This is a genomic window from Mesorhizobium erdmanii USDA 3471, assembly GCF_000472705.1.
Lineage (GTDB): Bacteria > Pseudomonadota > Alphaproteobacteria > Rhizobiales > Rhizobiaceae > Mesorhizobium > Mesorhizobium erdmanii.
Genome location: NZ_AXAE01000029.1, coordinates 50232 through 65548 on the forward strand (window position 1 = coordinate 50232; position 15317 = coordinate 65548).

The following is a 15317-nucleotide window of genomic DNA, read 5'->3' on the forward strand; positions in this document are numbered from 1 at the left end:
CCAGGAGGCCTATCGCTCCGCTTCGATGAAAGCCTCGATCTTGTCCGGCGCCAATCCGGCCTGCTGCGCGATGCGGCGGGCAAGGTCGGCGGCGGCAGTGCGTGGCCGTCCCAGCGGCCGGTCAAGCCAGTAGGACACCGGATTGAGCGCGGTGCGCTCGTCGACAGCGGTGATGCGGCCCGATTCCAGCTGATGCCCGGTCAGCGGCGGACGCGCCAGCGCGATGCCGAGCCCATAGGCAGCGGCATCCAATACCAGATTATAGTCTTCGAAACGGCGGTCCTGTGGGCGCGGGCGATAGTCCATACCTTGCGCGGCGAACCAGGCACGCCAGCCTGAGGCATCGGAATCGTTGATCAGCGGAAATCTCAGCAGCCGGGCAGGATCGCCACGGCCGATTTCGCGCGCCAGTTCGGGCGAGGCGACCGGGAAGACATGCTCCTCGAACAGCTGCACCGACACGCGGCCTGGAATGCCGCCCCGGCCGCAGCGGATCGACAGGTCGATGCCTTCATCGGCAAGGTCGGCCTGGCGGATGTCGACATCGAGCACGATGCGCAGCTTGGCGGGATTGTTCTCCAGCGCCGCCATGCGCGGCATCAGCCAAAGCCCGCTGACAGAGGGGATCGACGTCAGTCGCACCACCGCCGTGCCGCGCGGCTCGACCCAGCGATCGGAATGGCTCGATATCAGCGCGAAAGCCTCCGACGTGCGCAGATGCAGCCGGTTACCTTCGATCGTCAGTGAGACGCCACGCGCGCCGCGATCGAACACTTTCAAGCCCAGCCAGTCCTCGAGCTTGGCGATCTGCCGGCTGACGGCGCCATGGGTGATGTTGAGCTTTTCGGCAGCCGCCGAAAAGCTGCCGGTGCGCGCCGCCGCGTCGAAGGCACGCAAGGTTTCGAGCGGAACCATCGTATCTGAGCTGTGATCCATAGTCACAGGTGATCCTCGATTTGGTCGTTTGTCAACCAGCAGGAAAAGGCGTTCTGTGGCTTTCGAGATGGAAGAACAAGGAGGACAGTGAGATGGGCGCGATGACGGGCACGTTGAATCAGACACAGCGGATGGACACCACGGCGGCTGTCGCGGTTGCGCTGACGGTGGTTGGTTGGGCGTCCGCCTTTCCGGCGATCCGTGCCGGCCTTGCCGCCTTTCAGCCGCTGGAGCTTGGCGCGCTGCGCTTCGCCATCGCCGCGGTGCCGGCGGCGATCTTCCTTGCGGTCAAGCGCCCGGCGCTGCCGAGGATCGGCGAATTGTGGCGCTTTGCCTTTGGCGGCGCCATCTTCGTCGCGCTCTACACAGCCATGCTCAATTTTGGCGAATTGACGGTCTCGGCGGGCGCCGCCGGCTTCATCATCAATGTGAGCCCGATCTTCACCGCCATCATGGCGATGGCGCTTCTCGGCGAGCGCTTCTCGCGCCTGGCCTGGCTCGGCACGGCCATCTCCTTTGCCGGCATTGGCATTATCGCCGTGGCCGACGGCCATGGCCTGCACTTCAACGCCGGCGCGCTGCTGGTGCTTGGCTCCGCGCTCTGCTCGGCTGTCAACACCATCGTCCAGAAGCCGTTGTTTGCCCGCCACCACCCGCTGACCATCGCGGCGTCCAACATGGTGCTCGGTGCGCTCTGCCTGGCGCCTTTCCTGCCCGCCGCTTTCCAGCAGGCCGCCGTCGCCGACACCGCCGGTCTCGGCGCCGTCATCTATCTCGGCATCGTGCCGAGCCTGATCGCCTATGCCGCCTGGGCGACGGCCCTGTCGCGACTGCCGGCGGCGCGCGCTTCGAATTTCCTCTACCTTGTCTCGCCGATGTCCGCCTTGATCGGCTTCTTCTGGCTGGGTGAAGTGCCGACCCTGCTCGGCATCTTCGGCGGCGCGCTGGCGCTCGGCGGCGTCATCGTGGTGAATTTGAAGAGGTAGAACAGAAGGTTGGAAGGTTTCCCTGAATCGAAACCTCCCCTACGGAGAGGCAGCGAACTGCGCCGAGAGCGCCTTCACCGCCGCCCGAATAGCCGCTCGATATCCGCCAGCTTGAGCTCGATATAGGTCGGCCGTCCATGGTTGCAGGTGCCGGAACCGGGCGTAGCTTCCATCTGGCGCAGCAGCGCGTTCATCTCCTCGGCCTTGAGCAGACGGCCGGAGCGCACCGAGCCGTGGCAGGCCATGGTGGCGGCGATCTTGTCCAGCCTGTCCTTGAGTGTCTCGACGGTGTCGTTGTCGGCGATCTCGTCGGCAAGATCGCGCACCAATTGCTGGACGTTGGTCTCGCCCAGCATCGACGGCGTCTCACGCACTGCCACCGCTCCCGGGCCGAAACGCTCGATGCCGAGGCCGAAGCGGGCCAGTGTTTCGGAATGCATGGCCAGACGCTCGGCATCCTCTTCCGGCAGATCGATGATCTCGGGCAGAAGCAGTATCTGCGAAGGGACGGGGCGCGAATGCAGGGCGTTCTTCAGGGCTTCGTAAACTAGCCGTTCATGAGCGGCGTGCTGGTCGACGATGACGAGCGAATCCCTGGTCTGGGCAACGATGTAGTTCTCGTGCACTTGGGCGCGAGCCGCACCGAGCACTGCGCCAAGCAGCGTCTCGGCCGCCTCGCTCTGCCCGGCGCGCGCATCGGCGCTGACAAGCGGGCCGCTATCGAACGCCGCCTGCTCATTCTCACGCAGGCCGCTATGCTCGAAACCGGCGCCCTCGAAACCCATGTCGAGTGGCCGCTGCGGCGATCGGTTCGCGTCGAAGCCAGCCGAACCTGACGCGCGGTAGGCCGCGTCGTAGCTGCGATGACCGTTGGCCGGGCCGCCATGGCCGTAGGCGGCGGCGCCTGGTCGGAACGCCGCCATCATGCCGGCGGCTCCCGTCGTGGCCGAGCGGATGCCGGCATCGGCGAGTGCCTGGCGGATGGCGCCGACGATCAGCCCGCGCACCAGGCCTGGATCGCGGAAGCGCACATCGGCCTTGGCCGGATGGACGTTGACGTCGACGATGGCCGGATCGAGCGTCAGGAACAGCACCGTCACCGCGTGGCGGTCGCGCGGCAGCACGTCGGCGAAGGCGCCGCGAATGGCGCCGGCGATCAGCTTGTCGCGCACCGGCCTGCCATTGACATAGGCATATTGCTGCAGCGCGTTGGCGCGGGTGAAGGACGGGATCGAGACGTGACCGGTGAGATGCACACCTTCGCGCATCGCGTCGATGGCAATCGAATTGGCGGGAAACTCGGCCCCCATGACCTGGGCGACGCGGCGCAGGCTGCCTTCCGGACCGTCGTCGGTCGCCGGCAATTCAAGTGTCGACCGATCCGTGCCGGCCAGCGTGAACCGCACGGTGGGGAAAGCGATGGCGATACGCTTGACGACATCGCTGGTGGCAGAGCTTTCGGCGCGCTCGCCCTTCATGAATTTCAGCCGTGCCGGGGTGGCGAAGAACAGGTCGCGCACCTCGACGGTGGTGCCACGGTTGGCTGCCGCCGGCCTGACGGGGAGCACACGGCCACCCTCTATGCCGATCTCGGCGGCGCTGTCGCCCAAAGCGGTGCGCGACCGGATCGAAAGCCGCGACACCGAACCGATCGACGGCAGCGCTTCGCCGCGAAAGCCCAGCGAGCGGATGTCATTGATATCTTCGGCAAGCTTGGACGTGCAGTGGCGCGCGATCGCCAGCGAAAGCTCCGGTTCGGGGATGCCGTAACCGTCATCGGTGACGCGGATCAGGTTCAGCCCGCCGCCTGACGTGACGATTTCGACGCGTGACGCGCCGGCATCCAGCGCATTCTCGACCAGTTCCTTGACCACGCTTGCCGGACGCTCGATGACTTCGCCGGCGGCGATCTGGTTGATCATCGTTTCGGAAAGCTGGCGAATGGGCATGACGACAGTATAGGCGGATTCGTGTCATGCGGGAGGGGAGAATTGCCCGAGTGGTTCAGTTTGCAGCACGGATTTCGCGCACGCCCCGGTGCAGCCGCCGGCGCAACAGGTTGCGCAGCGTCACCCCGTCGCCATACCCGACCTTGGCCGCGATTTCATCGACGCTGTCGGATGTGCTCTTCAACAAATGCACAGCCTGCTCCACGCGCAGATCCTGGAAATAGGACAGCGGCGTCTTGCCCAACACGTCATTGACCCGTCGCGACAGCGTCCGCTTGCTGACACCCAGCACCGATGCCGCTTCGTTGAGATCGAAGCCGGCGGCAAGATGGCCGCGCGCCCAGCGTTCGAATCGCTCGACCAGCGGGTTCGAATGGCTGAGGTGGTCCGAGATCGCGTAGGCCGATTGCAGCGGCCGGCTGTCGACGATCAGATATTTCGCCGTCAGCGCCGCCAGCTCCGGGCTTGCCTGGCGGACGACCATCAGAGCCAGATCGATATGGCCGAGTGCAGCACCAGCGGTCGCGAACTGCCCGTCATTGATCAGCATACGCGAGGCGTCGAGCCGCACTTGCGGGTAAAGTTGCCGAAACATCGGCGCCAGCCACCAGGTCGTGGTCGACGGCCGCCAGTCGAGCAGGCCGGTTTCCGCCAGGATGAAAGTGCCGATACAGGCGGCCCCGATACGGGTGCCGGTATTGGCGGCGGCGCGCAACGCCCTGGTCGCCCTGGCGATGTCGCTTCGCTTCAATGCCTCGGCAAGCGGATCCGGCATCTTCTGGCCGATCGCCGGGATCATGAGCCAATCGGGGGGCGGCTCAGTGCCCATCGAGACGACTGGCACCTGAAGGCCTTGTCCCGTGTAGACGGTATCGCTCACCCCGACGACGGTGGTGACGAAACGGCCGGGCGACGTCGCCATCATTCCAGCCAGTTCGTTGGCGGTGCCGAAAACGTCGAGCATGGTGGCCAGGCCGGTGTCGAAGACGCCATCGAGCGCAAGGACGGAGATGTTCATGGCAATAATGATATCAAAGATGTCATTATTGCCAATACGGTTTCCGCTTCGATGCTGCGACTATGCTCATCGACGGCCTTGGCCGTGCAAACGACGAGGAGAAGACATATGATCAAACTTGCATTGTTCGCGCGCTTCGAAGCCAAGCCCGGCAAGGAGAAGGACGTGGCCGCGTTCCTCGCGACCGGGTTGCAACTCGCCAATCAGGAAGCCGGGACACCGATCTGGTTCGCCTTGCAGCTCTCGCAGCGCGTCTTCGGCGTATTCGATGCGTTCCACGACGAGGCTGGGCGACAGGCGCATCTCACCGGCGAGATTGCCAAGGCATTGATGGCCAATGCCGAAACCTTGTTTGTCGGCCCGCCGACCATCGACAAGATCGACGTGCTCGGCCTCAAGAACGACGGTTCGGTCTGATCTCCAGCATGTGAACGCAATCCGGTCACGCGCCGGATTGCGCCGCGAACCTATGCCTGCGCCGCCAGCCAATCCCTGACCTTGCGGGCATTCTCGCTAAGCTCGCGGTTCTTCGGCCAGACGATGTAGAAACTTTTGCCGGTCTTGAGCACATGATCCGTCACCTGCACCAGCAGACCTGTAGCCAGCAGCCGCTCGGCTAGGTGCCGCCAGCCGAGCGCGATGCCTTGCCCCTCCATCACACCCTGGATCACCAGGCCATAATCGTTGATGCGCAAGCCGCGCGCGGTGTCGCCCAGTTTGCCGCCGGCTGACTGGAACCATTCGTCCCAGCTCGCCGCCTCGCGGTAAGGCTCCTCGAGATGGATGAGGCGATGCATGGTCAGGTCCGCAACGCTGGTCGGCATGCCGAACTTGGCCAGGTAGCTGGTACCGGCGACGGGGAAAATCTCCTCATCGGCTAGCGGCAGCGAATGGTAGTCTGGCCAGTCCCGTGGCTCGCCGCCGCGCACCGCCAGCGGGATGCCTTCGGCGATGATGTCGAGGTCGCGGTCGGCGGTCTGGATGCGCAGATCGATACCTGGCAATTCGTCGCGGAACTGTTGCAGGCGCGGCATCATCCAGAACGAGCCGAAAGCGGTCGATGCGGCGAGCGTCACATGGCCGCCCGTCGCCTGCAGGCGCAGATCCTCGGCCGACTTGCGAATATGCGACAGCCCCAGCGAGACATCGGCATGGAAACGTTCGCCGGCTTCGGTCAGGCTGACCTGCCGGTGGCGGCGCTGGAACAGCTTGGCACCGAGCTGTTCTTCCAGCCCGCGCACCGCATAGGAGACAGCTGCCTGCGTCATGCCGAGCTCGCGCCCGGCGGCGGTGAAGCTCGACAGCCTGCCGGCCGCCTCGAAGACGATCAGGCTGCCGGCTGAGGGCAGGAGGTGGCGCAGGCTTCGCATAAGCACAGCTTATACAGAAGATCAGGATTTTCCAGCGTCACAGCCATATTTCGGGTCGCTAACGTGTGTGGCGGGAAGAAGGAGGCTCCATGAACGCACCGGCCGTCGAATTGACCGAACAGACCCATCGCCGTGGCGGTGGCCGTCTTGGCCGCAAGGCACTAAGAAGCGCGCCGATCGCTTCCTTTCCGACCTTGGTGCGCAAGATCCCCGTCTATGAGATCGTACCCGACGAGGCGGTGGAACTGATCCACGAGGAATCGCTCAAGATCCTCGAGGAGGTGGGCTGCGAATTTCGCGACGACGGCGCGATCGAGCTGTGGAAGGCGGCTGGGGCCGATGTCCGGGAGACGCGTGTCCGCATCGACCGTGCGCTGCTGATGGAACTCGTTTCGAAAGTGCCGTCCGAGTTCACGCTCCATGCGCGCAACCCCGAGCGCACCGTGCGCGTCGGCGGCAAGAACTCGATTTTCGTGCCGATGTATGGCGCGCCCTACGTGCGCGACCTCGATAACAACAGGCGCTACGGCACGCTCGCCGATCTCAACAATTTCCACAAAATGGCCTACATGGCGCCGGCGCTGCATTCCTCGAGCTCGGTCATCTGCGAGCCTATGGAGATAGCGGTGCCGAAACGGCACCTGCACATCATCCATTCGGCGCTGAAGCATTCCGACAAGCCGTTCATGGGCATAGTAACGTCGAAGGAGCGCGCCGAGGATACGATGGCGATGGCTGGCATCGTCTTCGGCGAGGCGTTCGTGCGCGACAACCCTGTGCTGGTGGCGATCACCAACTGCAATTCGCCGCTGGTGTGGGACGCCACCATGATCGACGCCATGCGGGTCTACGCGAGCCATAATCAGCCGCTGATCCTGGCGCCTTTCGCGCTGTGCGGGGCTTCGACCTCGGCTTCCGCCGTCGGCGCTGTGGCGCAAGTCAACGCCGAGGCACTTGCCGGCGTGGCGCTGACCCAGCTCATCCGCCCAGGCTCGCCGCAGATCTACGGCCAGTTCATGGTCACGGTCGATATGAAGACCGGTGCGCCGATGGGCGGCACGCCGGAGGCCGCCCAGATGATGTACCTGATGGGCGCGCTGGCGCGGAAATACCGGCTGCCATGGCGCACCTCGGGCTTCCATGTCGGCTCGAAGCTGAACGACGCCCAGGCCGGATACGAATCGAACATGCTCATGCATGCCGCCATCCTGTCCGGCGCCAACTACATCTGGCATTCCGCCGGATGGCTGGAAGCCGGCCTGACCTGCGGCTATTCGAAGTTCGCCACGGACTGCGAGCAGCTTGTCGGCTGGTACAAATATGCCGGCGGGCTGCCGTTCGACGATTTCAAGGAAGCCATGGCGGCGATCCGCGAAGTCGGGCCGCAGGGCCATTTCCTCGGCACCCAGCACACGCTCGAACACTTCGAGTCCGCCTTCTTCATGCCCACGATCATGGACTTCAATTCCTACGAGCAGTGGAATGCCGAAGGGGCGAAGGACCACGACACGCGCGGCCGCGAGAAGGCGCGCAACATGCTCGCCGATTACGAAGAGCCGAAGCTCGACGAGGGTATCGCCGAAGGTCTCAGGGATTTGATCGCGCGGCGCGAGGAGAAGCTGCCGGACACTGTGAGTTGACGCAAAGGGCGAAGACCCGTCGGGAACCATAAGGGAGGAAGAAAATGACACTTTTCAGAAGCAATGGCGATCGCGTGCCAAGCGCCATCGAAGCGATGGCGCAGGAGACGCGTGCAGGCCGCATGGATCGGCGTGAGTTCCTGGCGCTGGCCAGCGCCTTTGGCGCCTCGACGGCTCTGGCCTATGGCATGATCGGTCTTGCCGCGCCGCAACAAGCCCTGGCCGAGGAGCCGAAGAAGGGCGGTACGCTGCACGTCTCGATGTCGGTCAAGGCGCAGAAGGACCCACGCACTTACGACTGGGTGGAACTCGCCAACATTTCGCGCAGCTGGCTGGAGCCGCTGGTCCGCTACACCAGGCAGTTCACCTTCGAGCCGGTGCTGCTCGAAAGCTGGGACATCAACGACGACGCCACCGAATACACGCTGCATGTGCGCAAGGGCGTCACCTGGAACAATGGTGATGCCTTCAACGCCGACGACGTGGTCCACAATGTGACGCGCTGGTGCGAGAAAGGCGTCGCCGGCAATTCCATGGCCGCCCGCGTCGGCGCGCTGATCGACGCCAAGACCGGCAAGGCGAGGGACGGCGCGATCACCAAGGTTGACGACAACACGGTCAAGCTGAAGCTCAGCGAGCCCGACATTTCGCTGATCCCGAACTTCACCGACTATCCAGCGCTTGTCGTGCACCGCAATTTCGATGCCGATGGCGCCGACCCGATCAAGAAACCGATCGGCACGGGAGCGTTCGAACTGGTTTCTTACGCTGTAGGTACGAAGGCGGTGGTAAAGCGCCGTGAGAATGGCAAATGGTGGGGCGGCGAGGCGCCGCTCGACAGCATCGAATTCATCGACTACGGCACCGACTTCAACGCCACGGTGAACGCTTTCGAGTCCGGCGAGATCGACCTCAATTTCGAATCGCCCGCCGACTTCATCGATATTCTCGACAAGATGGGGCTGGAGAAATCCGAGGTTGCGACGGCGACGACGCTCGTTGCCCGCACCAACATCACCCACAAACCCTATGACGACAAACGCGTCCGCAACGCCCTGCAGATGGCCGTCGACAATAGTGCCGTATTGCAGCTCGGTTATAACGGGCGCGGCACGGTCGGCGAGAACCACCATGTCAGCCCGATCCATCCTGAATATTATGCGCTGCCCAAGAAGGAGCGCGACGCCGCCGGCGCCAAGAAGCTGATGGCGGAGGCCGGTCAGGCCGACTTTGAGCACGAACTGATCACCATCGAGGACGATTGGCAGAAGAACACCGGCGACGCCATCGCCGGCCAGTTGCGCGATGCCGGCATCAAGGTGAAGCGCACGGTGCTGCCCGGTTCGACGTTCTGGAACGACTGGACCAAATATCCCTACTCGATGACCATCTGGTACATGCGCCCGCTCGGCGTCCAGGTGCTGGCATTGGGATATCGCACCGGCGAGGCCTGGAACGAATCGGCCTATTCCAATCCCGACTTCGACGCCAAGCTGAAGCAGGCGCTTTCGCTGATCGACGTCGCCAAGCGCAAGGAGGTGATGAAGGACGTCGAGCAGATCCTGCAGGACTCCGGCGTCATCATCCAGCCGTTCTGGCAGAAGCTCTACAGCCATACCAACAAGAAGGTGAAGAACTACGGTGTCCACCAGACCTTCGAGATGGACCTCCAGAACGTCTGGCTGGACGGCTGAAAGGCGGCGGCGCAGGGACTTCATGAGCTGCAAAAAAGCCGGTATGCACGATCCGTGGTATTGCCGCCGAATCCGGAGATCCTGCATGAAACCGATAGTGCTTGTCGCTGTCTTTTCGATTGCCTTGCCTGCCGCTGCGCTGGCCGGGCCTGCCTCCAATGCCGTCAAGTTCTTTTATGTGCCTGAAGTAAAATTCGAGGGCGACGAGCAATACCGCGACCGCTTCACCGAGCCGGTGACCAAGCTCTTCGACCTCAACGACAAGGCCATTAAGAACAAGCCCGATGAGGTCGCCTGTCTCGACTTCGATCCCGGTCTCGACGCGCAGGATTTCGACCAGAAGACGATTTCGAAGACATTGAAGCTGGCCGAGACGGTCAACGGCGATACGGCCGAAGTGACGGCCACATTCAACCTTTTTTCGGAAGGCGATGATTCCAAACGAGAAATGCTGTGGTCGCTGAAGAAAATCGACGGCAAATGGAAGATCGCCGACATCACCTCCAAGACCAGCAACTGGACGCTGAGCGCTTTGGAATGCATGCCCGACAAAGTGCCGGAGTGATGCCATGCCGCGCTGTCTCGCTCTGGCGTTGTCGACCTTGTCGATGCTTGCGGCAGGGCTGAACGGCGCCTCGGCGCAGGGGTTGCTTGGTCCGCCGCCTGCAAATGCGCCGGCGCAGACCGTGCCGGGCGGCGACGGCGCAACGCCCGCGAACCCACCCGGCAAGGCGGTGGAGCCGGCAACGCCACCCCCGGCCTGGCCGCCATCCACGCCGGCCGCGCCGGTGTTACCGGGCTCGCCGACGGCGGTGGTCAAGCCGTTCTACGAACATCTCGGGCTGGAAATCGATCCGGCCCAGCGCAAGAATTTCGTCGATCCGGCCAAGGCCGTGCTCGACAAGAGCGATGCGCTGCGGGCGTCGGGGCAGGGCGAATGCCTCGACCCCAACATGGCGCTCGACAATGCCGACTACGACAAGCTCGCGATCGACAAGAGCCTGAAAAGCATCGAGGCCGTGAACGGCGACCAGGCCAAGGTGGTGGTCGCCTTCGTCGTCGAAGGCCATCAGCACCGCCTCGAATGGAAGCTGAAGAAGGTCGACGGCGACTGGAAGATATCGGATCTGCTGTCGGTGACCGGCGAATGGGCGCTCAGCCAGTATCAGTGCGAATGATGGTCGAGCTAGCCGCGCCCGCGATAGGGGGCAACGCCGGTTTCCGGCAGCCAGGCGCCTTCCGGTGGCGCGCCGGTCTGCCAGAAAACGTCGATCGGAATGCCGCCGCGCGGATACCAATAGCCGCCTATGCGCAACCACAGCGGCTTGGTGGCTGTCACGATGCGGCGGCCGATCATCACGGTGCAGTCTTCATGGAAGGCGCCATGATTGCGGAACGAGGTCATGAACAGCTTCAGCGATTTCGATTCCACCAGAGCCGCATCCGGTGCGTAGTCGATGACGATATGGGCGAAATCCGGCTGTCCGGTAACCGGGCAGAGCGAGGTGAATTCCGGGCAGGTGAAGCGCACGATGGCGGGCGGCCCGTCGCCGCGCGTGAACGGCACGGTCTCCAGGACCGCTTGTTCGGGGCTCTGTGGCGTCTCGACATGTGCGCCGAGCTGGGTGAGGGTTTTGGTATCGATCATCGCGGTTTCCTAGGGATTTTTCCGCGCTCATTAGCACAAATTGGAACCACAGGAAGACGATGACAAGCAACGACCCGCTTCTCCAGCCCTACCAGCTCAAGCATTTGACGCTGAAGAACCGGGTGATGTCGACCAGTCACGAACCGGCATATTCCGAGGACGGCATGCCGAAAAAGCGCTACCGGCTCTATCATGCGGAAAAGGCCAGGGGAGGCATGGCGCTGACCATGACCGCCGGCTCGGCCATCGTCTCGCGCGACAGTCCCGCCGCCTTCGGCAATCTGCATGTCTATGATGACCGCATTGTGCCATGGCTCTCCGAACTTGCCGAGGCGTGCCACGAGCATGACTGCAAGGTGATGATCCAGATCACCCATCTTGGCCGCCGCACCGGTTGGAATAAGGCCGACTGGCTGCCGGTGCTTTCGGCTTCGCCCGTGCGCGAGCCGGCGCACCGCGCTTTCCCGAAAACCATCGAGGACTGGGACATTGAGCGCATCGTCGCCGACTATGCGTCGGCCGCCCAGCGCTGCCAGGCCGCTGGCCTCGACGGCATCGAGTTCGAATCCTACGGCCATCTGATGGATGGCTTCTGGTCGCCGGCCACCAATCATCGCGACGACGAGTATGGTGGCTCGCTCGACAATCGCTTGCGCTTCACCAACATGGTGCTGGATGCCGTGCGCGCGGCGGTCGGCGAGAAATTCGTCGTCGGCATCCGCATGGTCGCCGACGAGGATTTCGAGAAAGGCTTATCAAAGGAGGAGGGCGTGGAGATCGCCCGGCGGCTGGCCGGCTCCGGCAAGGTCGATTTCCTCAACATCATCCGCGGTTCGATCGAAAGCGATGCGGCACTCACCAAGGTCATCCCGGTGACCGGCATGCGTTCCTCGCCGCATCTCGATTTCGCCGGCGAGGTAAGGGCGGCGACAAAGTTCCCGACCTTCCACGCGGCGCGCATTTCCGACGTTGCCACGGCGCGCCATGCCATCGCGACGGGAAAGCTCGATATGGTCGGCATGACCCGTGCGCATATCGCCGATCCGCACATCATCAAGAAGGTGATGGAGGGCCGCGAGCACGAGATCCGGCCCTGTGTCGGCGCCACCTATTGCCTCGACCGCATCTATGAAGGCGGCGAGGCGCTGTGCGTGCACAATGCGGCGACCGGCCGCGAGGCCGAGATTCCGCACATCATCGTCAGGACCGAAGGGCCGAAGCGGAAAGTCGTCGTCGTCGGCGCCGGCGCCGGCGGGCTGGAGGCGGCGCGGGTCGCAGCCGAGCGCGGCCATCGGGTCACGATCCTGGAAGCATCGTCACAGGCAGGCGGTCAGGTGCGCCTGGCGACGCAGAATCCGCGCCGCAAGGAATTGATCGGCATCATCGACTGGCGGCTCGCCGAGCTCTACCGGCTCGGCGTCGAGATCCGCTACGACACCTGGGCCGAGCAGGACGATGTTCTGGCGCTGGCGCCGGATGTGGTCGTCGTCGCCACCGGCGGCCTGCCCCAGAACCCGCCACTGACGGCGGGCGACAATTTGGTGACTTCGAGCTGGGACATCATGGCCGGCAGCGTCAAGCCGGCAGAAAACGTACTGATCTATGACGACAATGGCGGCCATCAGGGCATGGGCGCGGCCGAGTTGATCGCCAACAGCGGCGCAAGGCTGGAACTTGTTTCGCCGGAGCGTTTCTTCGCCCCGGAAATGGGCGGCATGAACCATGTTCCGTATATGCGCGCCTTTCAGGAGAAGGGTGTCACCATCACCATCAACACGCGCCTGCGCTCGGTGCGCCGCGAAGGCAACCAACTGGTCGCCGAACTCGCTTCCGACTTCGCCGATGGCTGGCGCGGAGAGCGCAGGGTCGACCAGGTGGTGGTCGAACACGGCACGGCGCCGCTCGACGATCTCTACCTCGCCCTGAAACCGCTTTCGAAGAATGGCGGCGCGATCGACTATGAACGTCTGGTCGGCGGTGGCGACATTTTTCCGGCGCGCAATCCGGGTGCCGGTTTCGTGTTGTTGCGCATCGGCGATGCGGTCGCTTCGCGCAACATCCATGCCGCCATCTATGATGGGATCAGGTTCGGTTTGCGGATCTAGACCGCTGCCTGCTCAGGTTGGCATATTGAACGGCGTGATGATCTGGATGTTGGATGCATCAGGCGAGAAGGTCGTGGCCGTAATTGACAGAATTGGTGGCGCCGGCCTGACCTCTCTGTACGAGAGCCCGTGTACATCGGGGCCTGGCCGTGCGCCCGCACGTCATGGCTCGTCGCCTGACAACGTGCGATCTGTGAGCTTGGGGTGATCAGATCATCCTGGCGATCGCCATGCACAGCACCGTGACCACCAGCAACCATGCGGCGAAGCGTTCGCCCATGGCCATTCTGGCGCGCAGTTGCGTTTCGAGGTCCGCATTGGCGCCGGCAAGTCGCCGGCTGGGCGCCCTGACCATGGCGCCGAGCACGCCGGCGGCGGCGAAAGCGGCCAGGATGCCAAGCGCCAGCACCATTTCCATCGAGCCGAAATAGGCGCCGTGGAAGAAATACCACAGCAGCGCCCCAGTGAAGAAAACCATGCCGGCCGAGCCCATCTGCGGCTGGATGAACCGCTCCGCCTTGATCTCGGGATCGCGGGCGAGCGTAATGGTCGTGCCTGCCCAGAACACCCCAGCCATGACGTGAAGACCAATGACCACGATGTAGACATATTGCATGCCGGCTCTCCTCTCTAGGTTGCTGTTGACCCAACAGTTAGATGTCTAACTATTAGATGTCAATGTATAAATTGGAGCCTGTTCCATCCATGGGAAACACCGTCTAGTGTCCGGCGATGACACCCTTTGAACGCCCGCCAGTCGGCATGAATCTCGGTCGTACCGCCAAGCTTGTCGCCCAGGCCTTCGATGCCGCTCTGGTTGAAGCAGGAGGGACCTTGCCGGTCTGGCTGACGCTGCTGTCGGTCAAGTCGAACGGGTTGGCGAATCAGCGCGAACTCGCCGGCATGATCGGCATCCAGGGCGCGACGCTCACGCACCATCTCAACGCCATGGAGGGGCAAGGTCTGCTGACGCGCCGCCGCGATCCGGTCAACCGAAGGGTGCATCTGGTCGAATTGACGGAAGCCGGAGAAGCGCTTTTCGAGACGTTGCGCCAGGCCGCCCTTATCTTCGACAAGCGACTTCGCACGGGACTGCCGGACGAGCGTCTGGCCGAGTTCGCACAGGTTCTGGCCATATTGCGGGACAATGTGGGGGCCTAGGAAACTTAGACGATTGGCTCAATTGTCATAGCCCGGGATCGCTCCAAAAGCGTAATGGCGCAGCCTCAGCGCCGTGATCAGGTCGGTGAGCTTCGTCTTGCCGTCAAAACCGTCCTGGAACATCTCGTCATGCATCAACAGGATCATCTTGCCGGGCTTGCCAAACGGCCATAGCCGAACAGGTGATCGATCTCGCTGACCAGATGGTCGACGCTCTGTACCGGCTCGCCGCTGTCCTTGTGCACCCATTCATGGTCCCAGCCATACAGATAGAAGCCGGAAGCGGCGAAAAACTCGTAGTCGGGATCCTCGCGGCCGGCTTGCGCCTGCCCGAGCGAATTGTCGTTCTTTGACATCGAAGGCAGCCGGAACACATCGCGCCCGGGCAGGCGTGCATGCACCGCGGGCTTCAGGCCCAGCACGGCATTGGCCATCTGCATATCGGCAACCACCCCTTCCGTGTCGCTGTAGAAGTGCCGGTAGTGATTGTAGGCATGGCTGTAGCTGTGGTTGCCGATCGTCACCAGCGGCATCGCCTTGGCGCGCCGCAGCAGGGCCTTGCTGGACGCACTGGCCTCGGCATGCATGCCGACCATGAACAGCGTTGCCGGAACCTGTTCTGCCACCAGCACGTCGAGGATGTTGCTGGTGCCGTTCAGCGGGCCATCGTCGAAGGTGAGATAGATGGTGCGATCCGCCCCATGGGCCGGCAACACGGACATCAGCATGGCCGCCAGGACAAACCTAAAGAATGTCATAAGCCGCTGTATCCGTTTGCGATCACGACAGCCCGCCATTTCGGTGACTGGT

The 15317-nt window shown here is 63.3% G+C and carries 16 protein-coding genes; 8 read left to right on the forward strand and 8 right to left on the reverse strand.

Going from position 1 to position 15317, the window contains the following annotated elements; genetic code table 11:
* Positions 1–9 precede the first annotated feature (9 nt).
* Entirely contained in the window at positions 10–936 is a 927-nt protein-coding gene (locus A3AU_RS0122940) for a LysR substrate-binding domain-containing protein (protein WP_027054961.1), read from the reverse strand.
* 92 nt (positions 937–1028) lie between these two features.
* Here A3AU_RS0122940 and A3AU_RS0122945 point away from each other — a divergent pair, with 92 nt between their 5' ends.
* Complete coding sequence (locus tag A3AU_RS0122945; protein ID WP_027054962.1) at positions 1029–1922, forward strand: DMT family transporter; 894 nt, start codon at positions 1029–1031, stop codon at positions 1920–1922.
* 74 nt (positions 1923–1996) lie between these two features.
* Here the strand turns inward: A3AU_RS0122945 and mutL are convergent, their stop codons facing one another.
* Together mutL and A3AU_RS0122955 are read right to left on the reverse strand one after the other, a co-directional pair.
* Positions 1997–3871 (reverse strand): DNA mismatch repair endonuclease MutL, encoded by a 1875-nt coding sequence (gene mutL / locus A3AU_RS0122950; protein ID WP_027054963.1) that lies wholly within the window; start codon positions 3869–3871, stop codon positions 1997–1999.
* Between the two features lie 55 nt (positions 3872–3926).
* A complete protein-coding gene (locus A3AU_RS0122955; RefSeq protein ID WP_027054964.1) occupies positions 3927–4889 on the reverse strand; it encodes a GlxA family transcriptional regulator in 963 nt (320 codons plus the stop codon).
* Between the two features lie 108 nt (positions 4890–4997).
* Between A3AU_RS0122955 and A3AU_RS0122960 the strand changes: the two genes are divergently transcribed.
* Entirely contained in the window at positions 4998–5306 is a 309-nt protein-coding gene (locus tag A3AU_RS0122960; RefSeq protein ID WP_027054965.1) for a putative quinol monooxygenase, read from the forward strand.
* Positions 5307–5356: 50 nt separating this feature from the next.
* On the opposite strand, the gene A3AU_RS0122965 is transcribed toward A3AU_RS0122960, so the two are convergent.
* Complete coding sequence (locus A3AU_RS0122965; RefSeq protein WP_027054966.1) at positions 5357–6259, reverse strand: LysR substrate-binding domain-containing protein; 903 nt, start codon at positions 6257–6259, stop codon at positions 5357–5359.
* Between the two features lie 89 nt (positions 6260–6348).
* Between A3AU_RS0122965 and A3AU_RS0122970 the strand changes: the two genes are divergently transcribed.
* From A3AU_RS0122970 to A3AU_RS0122985, 4 genes are all read left to right on the forward strand, one after another.
* Complete coding sequence (locus A3AU_RS0122970; protein ID WP_027054967.1) at positions 6349–7899, forward strand: trimethylamine methyltransferase family protein; 1551 nt, start codon at positions 6349–6351, stop codon at positions 7897–7899.
* 44 nt (positions 7900–7943) lie between these two features.
* A complete protein-coding gene (locus A3AU_RS0122975) occupies positions 7944–9593 on the forward strand; it encodes an ABC transporter substrate-binding protein (RefSeq protein WP_027054968.1) in 1650 nt (549 codons plus the stop codon).
* A gap of 85 nt (positions 9594–9678) precedes the next feature.
* Positions 9679–10158: a DUF3828 domain-containing protein gene (locus tag A3AU_RS0122980; protein WP_027054969.1), complete on the forward strand. Its 480-nt coding sequence runs from the start codon at positions 9679–9681 to the stop codon at positions 10156–10158.
* Positions 10159–10162: 4 nt separating this feature from the next.
* A complete protein-coding gene (locus A3AU_RS0122985) occupies positions 10163–10771 on the forward strand; it encodes a YqhG/Tai3 family protein (RefSeq protein WP_027054970.1) in 609 nt (202 codons plus the stop codon).
* Between the two features lie 8 nt (positions 10772–10779).
* Here the strand turns inward: A3AU_RS0122985 and queF are convergent, their stop codons facing one another.
* On the reverse strand, positions 10780–11241 hold the full coding sequence (gene queF / locus A3AU_RS0122990; protein WP_027054971.1) for a preQ(1) synthase: 462 nt from the start codon (positions 11239–11241) through the stop codon (positions 10780–10782).
* A gap of 59 nt (positions 11242–11300) precedes the next feature.
* Here queF and A3AU_RS0122995 point away from each other — a divergent pair, with 59 nt between their 5' ends.
* Positions 11301–13346 carry an oxidoreductase gene (locus A3AU_RS0122995; RefSeq protein ID WP_027054972.1) on the forward strand — a complete coding sequence of 682 codons (2046 nt, stop codon included), beginning with the start codon at positions 11301–11303 and terminating at the stop codon, positions 13344–13346.
* A 208-nt stretch (positions 13347–13554) separates the two neighbouring features.
* On the opposite strand, the gene A3AU_RS0123000 is transcribed toward A3AU_RS0122995, so the two are convergent.
* On the reverse strand, positions 13555–13962 hold the full coding sequence (locus A3AU_RS0123000; protein WP_027054973.1) for a hypothetical protein: 408 nt from the start codon (positions 13960–13962) through the stop codon (positions 13555–13557).
* A 146-nt stretch (positions 13963–14108) separates the two neighbouring features.
* Here A3AU_RS0123000 and A3AU_RS0123005 point away from each other — a divergent pair, with 146 nt between their 5' ends.
* Complete coding sequence (locus tag A3AU_RS0123005) at positions 14109–14507, forward strand: MarR family winged helix-turn-helix transcriptional regulator (RefSeq protein WP_244277831.1); 399 nt, start codon at positions 14109–14111, stop codon at positions 14505–14507.
* A gap of 18 nt (positions 14508–14525) precedes the next feature.
* Here the strand turns inward: A3AU_RS0123005 and A3AU_RS1000000140785 are convergent, their stop codons facing one another.
* The gene (locus A3AU_RS1000000140785; protein ID WP_272481097.1) at positions 14526–14654 is read right to left on the reverse strand and encodes a hypothetical protein; all 129 of its coding nucleotides are present in this window, start codon (positions 14652–14654) and stop codon (positions 14526–14528) included.
* Positions 14651–15265 (reverse strand): polysaccharide deacetylase family protein, encoded by a 615-nt coding sequence (locus A3AU_RS1000000136935; RefSeq protein WP_245235551.1) that lies wholly within the window; start codon positions 15263–15265, stop codon positions 14651–14653. Before A3AU_RS1000000136935 ends, A3AU_RS1000000140785 begins: the two co-directional genes overlap by 4 nt.
* Positions 15266–15317 lie beyond the last annotated feature (52 nt).

Excerpts from the sequence above, each read along its gene's own strand:
- A3AU_RS0122980 (WP_027054969.1), top strand. The coding sequence starts at position 9,679 with ATGAAACCGATAGTGCTTGTCGCTGTCTTTTCGATTGCCTTGCCTGCC.
- A3AU_RS0123005 (WP_244277831.1), top strand. The coding sequence starts at position 14,109 with ATGAATCTCGGTCGTACCGCCAAGCTTGTCGCCCAGGCCTTCGATGCC.
- A3AU_RS0122955 (WP_027054964.1), bottom strand. The coding sequence starts at position 4,889 with ATGAACATCTCCGTCCTTGCGCTCGATGGCGTCTTCGACACCGGCCTG.
- A3AU_RS0122940 (WP_027054961.1), bottom strand. The coding sequence starts at position 936 with ATGGATCACAGCTCAGATACGATGGTTCCGCTCGAAACCTTGCGTGCC.
- A3AU_RS0122965 (WP_027054966.1), bottom strand. The coding sequence starts at position 6,259 with ATGCGAAGCCTGCGCCACCTCCTGCCCTCAGCCGGCAGCCTGATCGTC.
- queF (WP_027054971.1), bottom strand. The coding sequence starts at position 11,241 with ATGATCGATACCAAAACCCTCACCCAGCTCGGCGCACATGTCGAGACG.
- mutL (WP_027054963.1), bottom strand. The coding sequence starts at position 3,871 with ATGCCCATTCGCCAGCTTTCCGAAACGATGATCAACCAGATCGCCGCC.
- A3AU_RS1000000140785 (WP_272481097.1), bottom strand. The coding sequence starts at position 14,654 with ATGATCCTGTTGATGCATGACGAGATGTTCCAGGACGGTTTTGACGGC.
- A3AU_RS0122985 (WP_027054970.1), top strand. The coding sequence starts at position 10,163 with ATGCCGCGCTGTCTCGCTCTGGCGTTGTCGACCTTGTCGATGCTTGCG.
- A3AU_RS0122970 (WP_027054967.1), top strand. The coding sequence starts at position 6,349 with ATGAACGCACCGGCCGTCGAATTGACCGAACAGACCCATCGCCGTGGC.
- A3AU_RS0123000 (WP_027054973.1), bottom strand. The coding sequence starts at position 13,962 with ATGCAATATGTCTACATCGTGGTCATTGGTCTTCACGTCATGGCTGGG.
- A3AU_RS0122945 (WP_027054962.1), top strand. The coding sequence starts at position 1,029 with ATGGGCGCGATGACGGGCACGTTGAATCAGACACAGCGGATGGACACC.
- A3AU_RS0122995 (WP_027054972.1), top strand. The coding sequence starts at position 11,301 with ATGACAAGCAACGACCCGCTTCTCCAGCCCTACCAGCTCAAGCATTTG.
- A3AU_RS0122975 (WP_027054968.1), top strand. The coding sequence starts at position 7,944 with ATGACACTTTTCAGAAGCAATGGCGATCGCGTGCCAAGCGCCATCGAA.
- A3AU_RS1000000136935 (WP_245235551.1), bottom strand. The coding sequence starts at position 15,265 with ATGACATTCTTTAGGTTTGTCCTGGCGGCCATGCTGATGTCCGTGTTG.
- A3AU_RS0122960 (WP_027054965.1), top strand. The coding sequence starts at position 4,998 with ATGATCAAACTTGCATTGTTCGCGCGCTTCGAAGCCAAGCCCGGCAAG.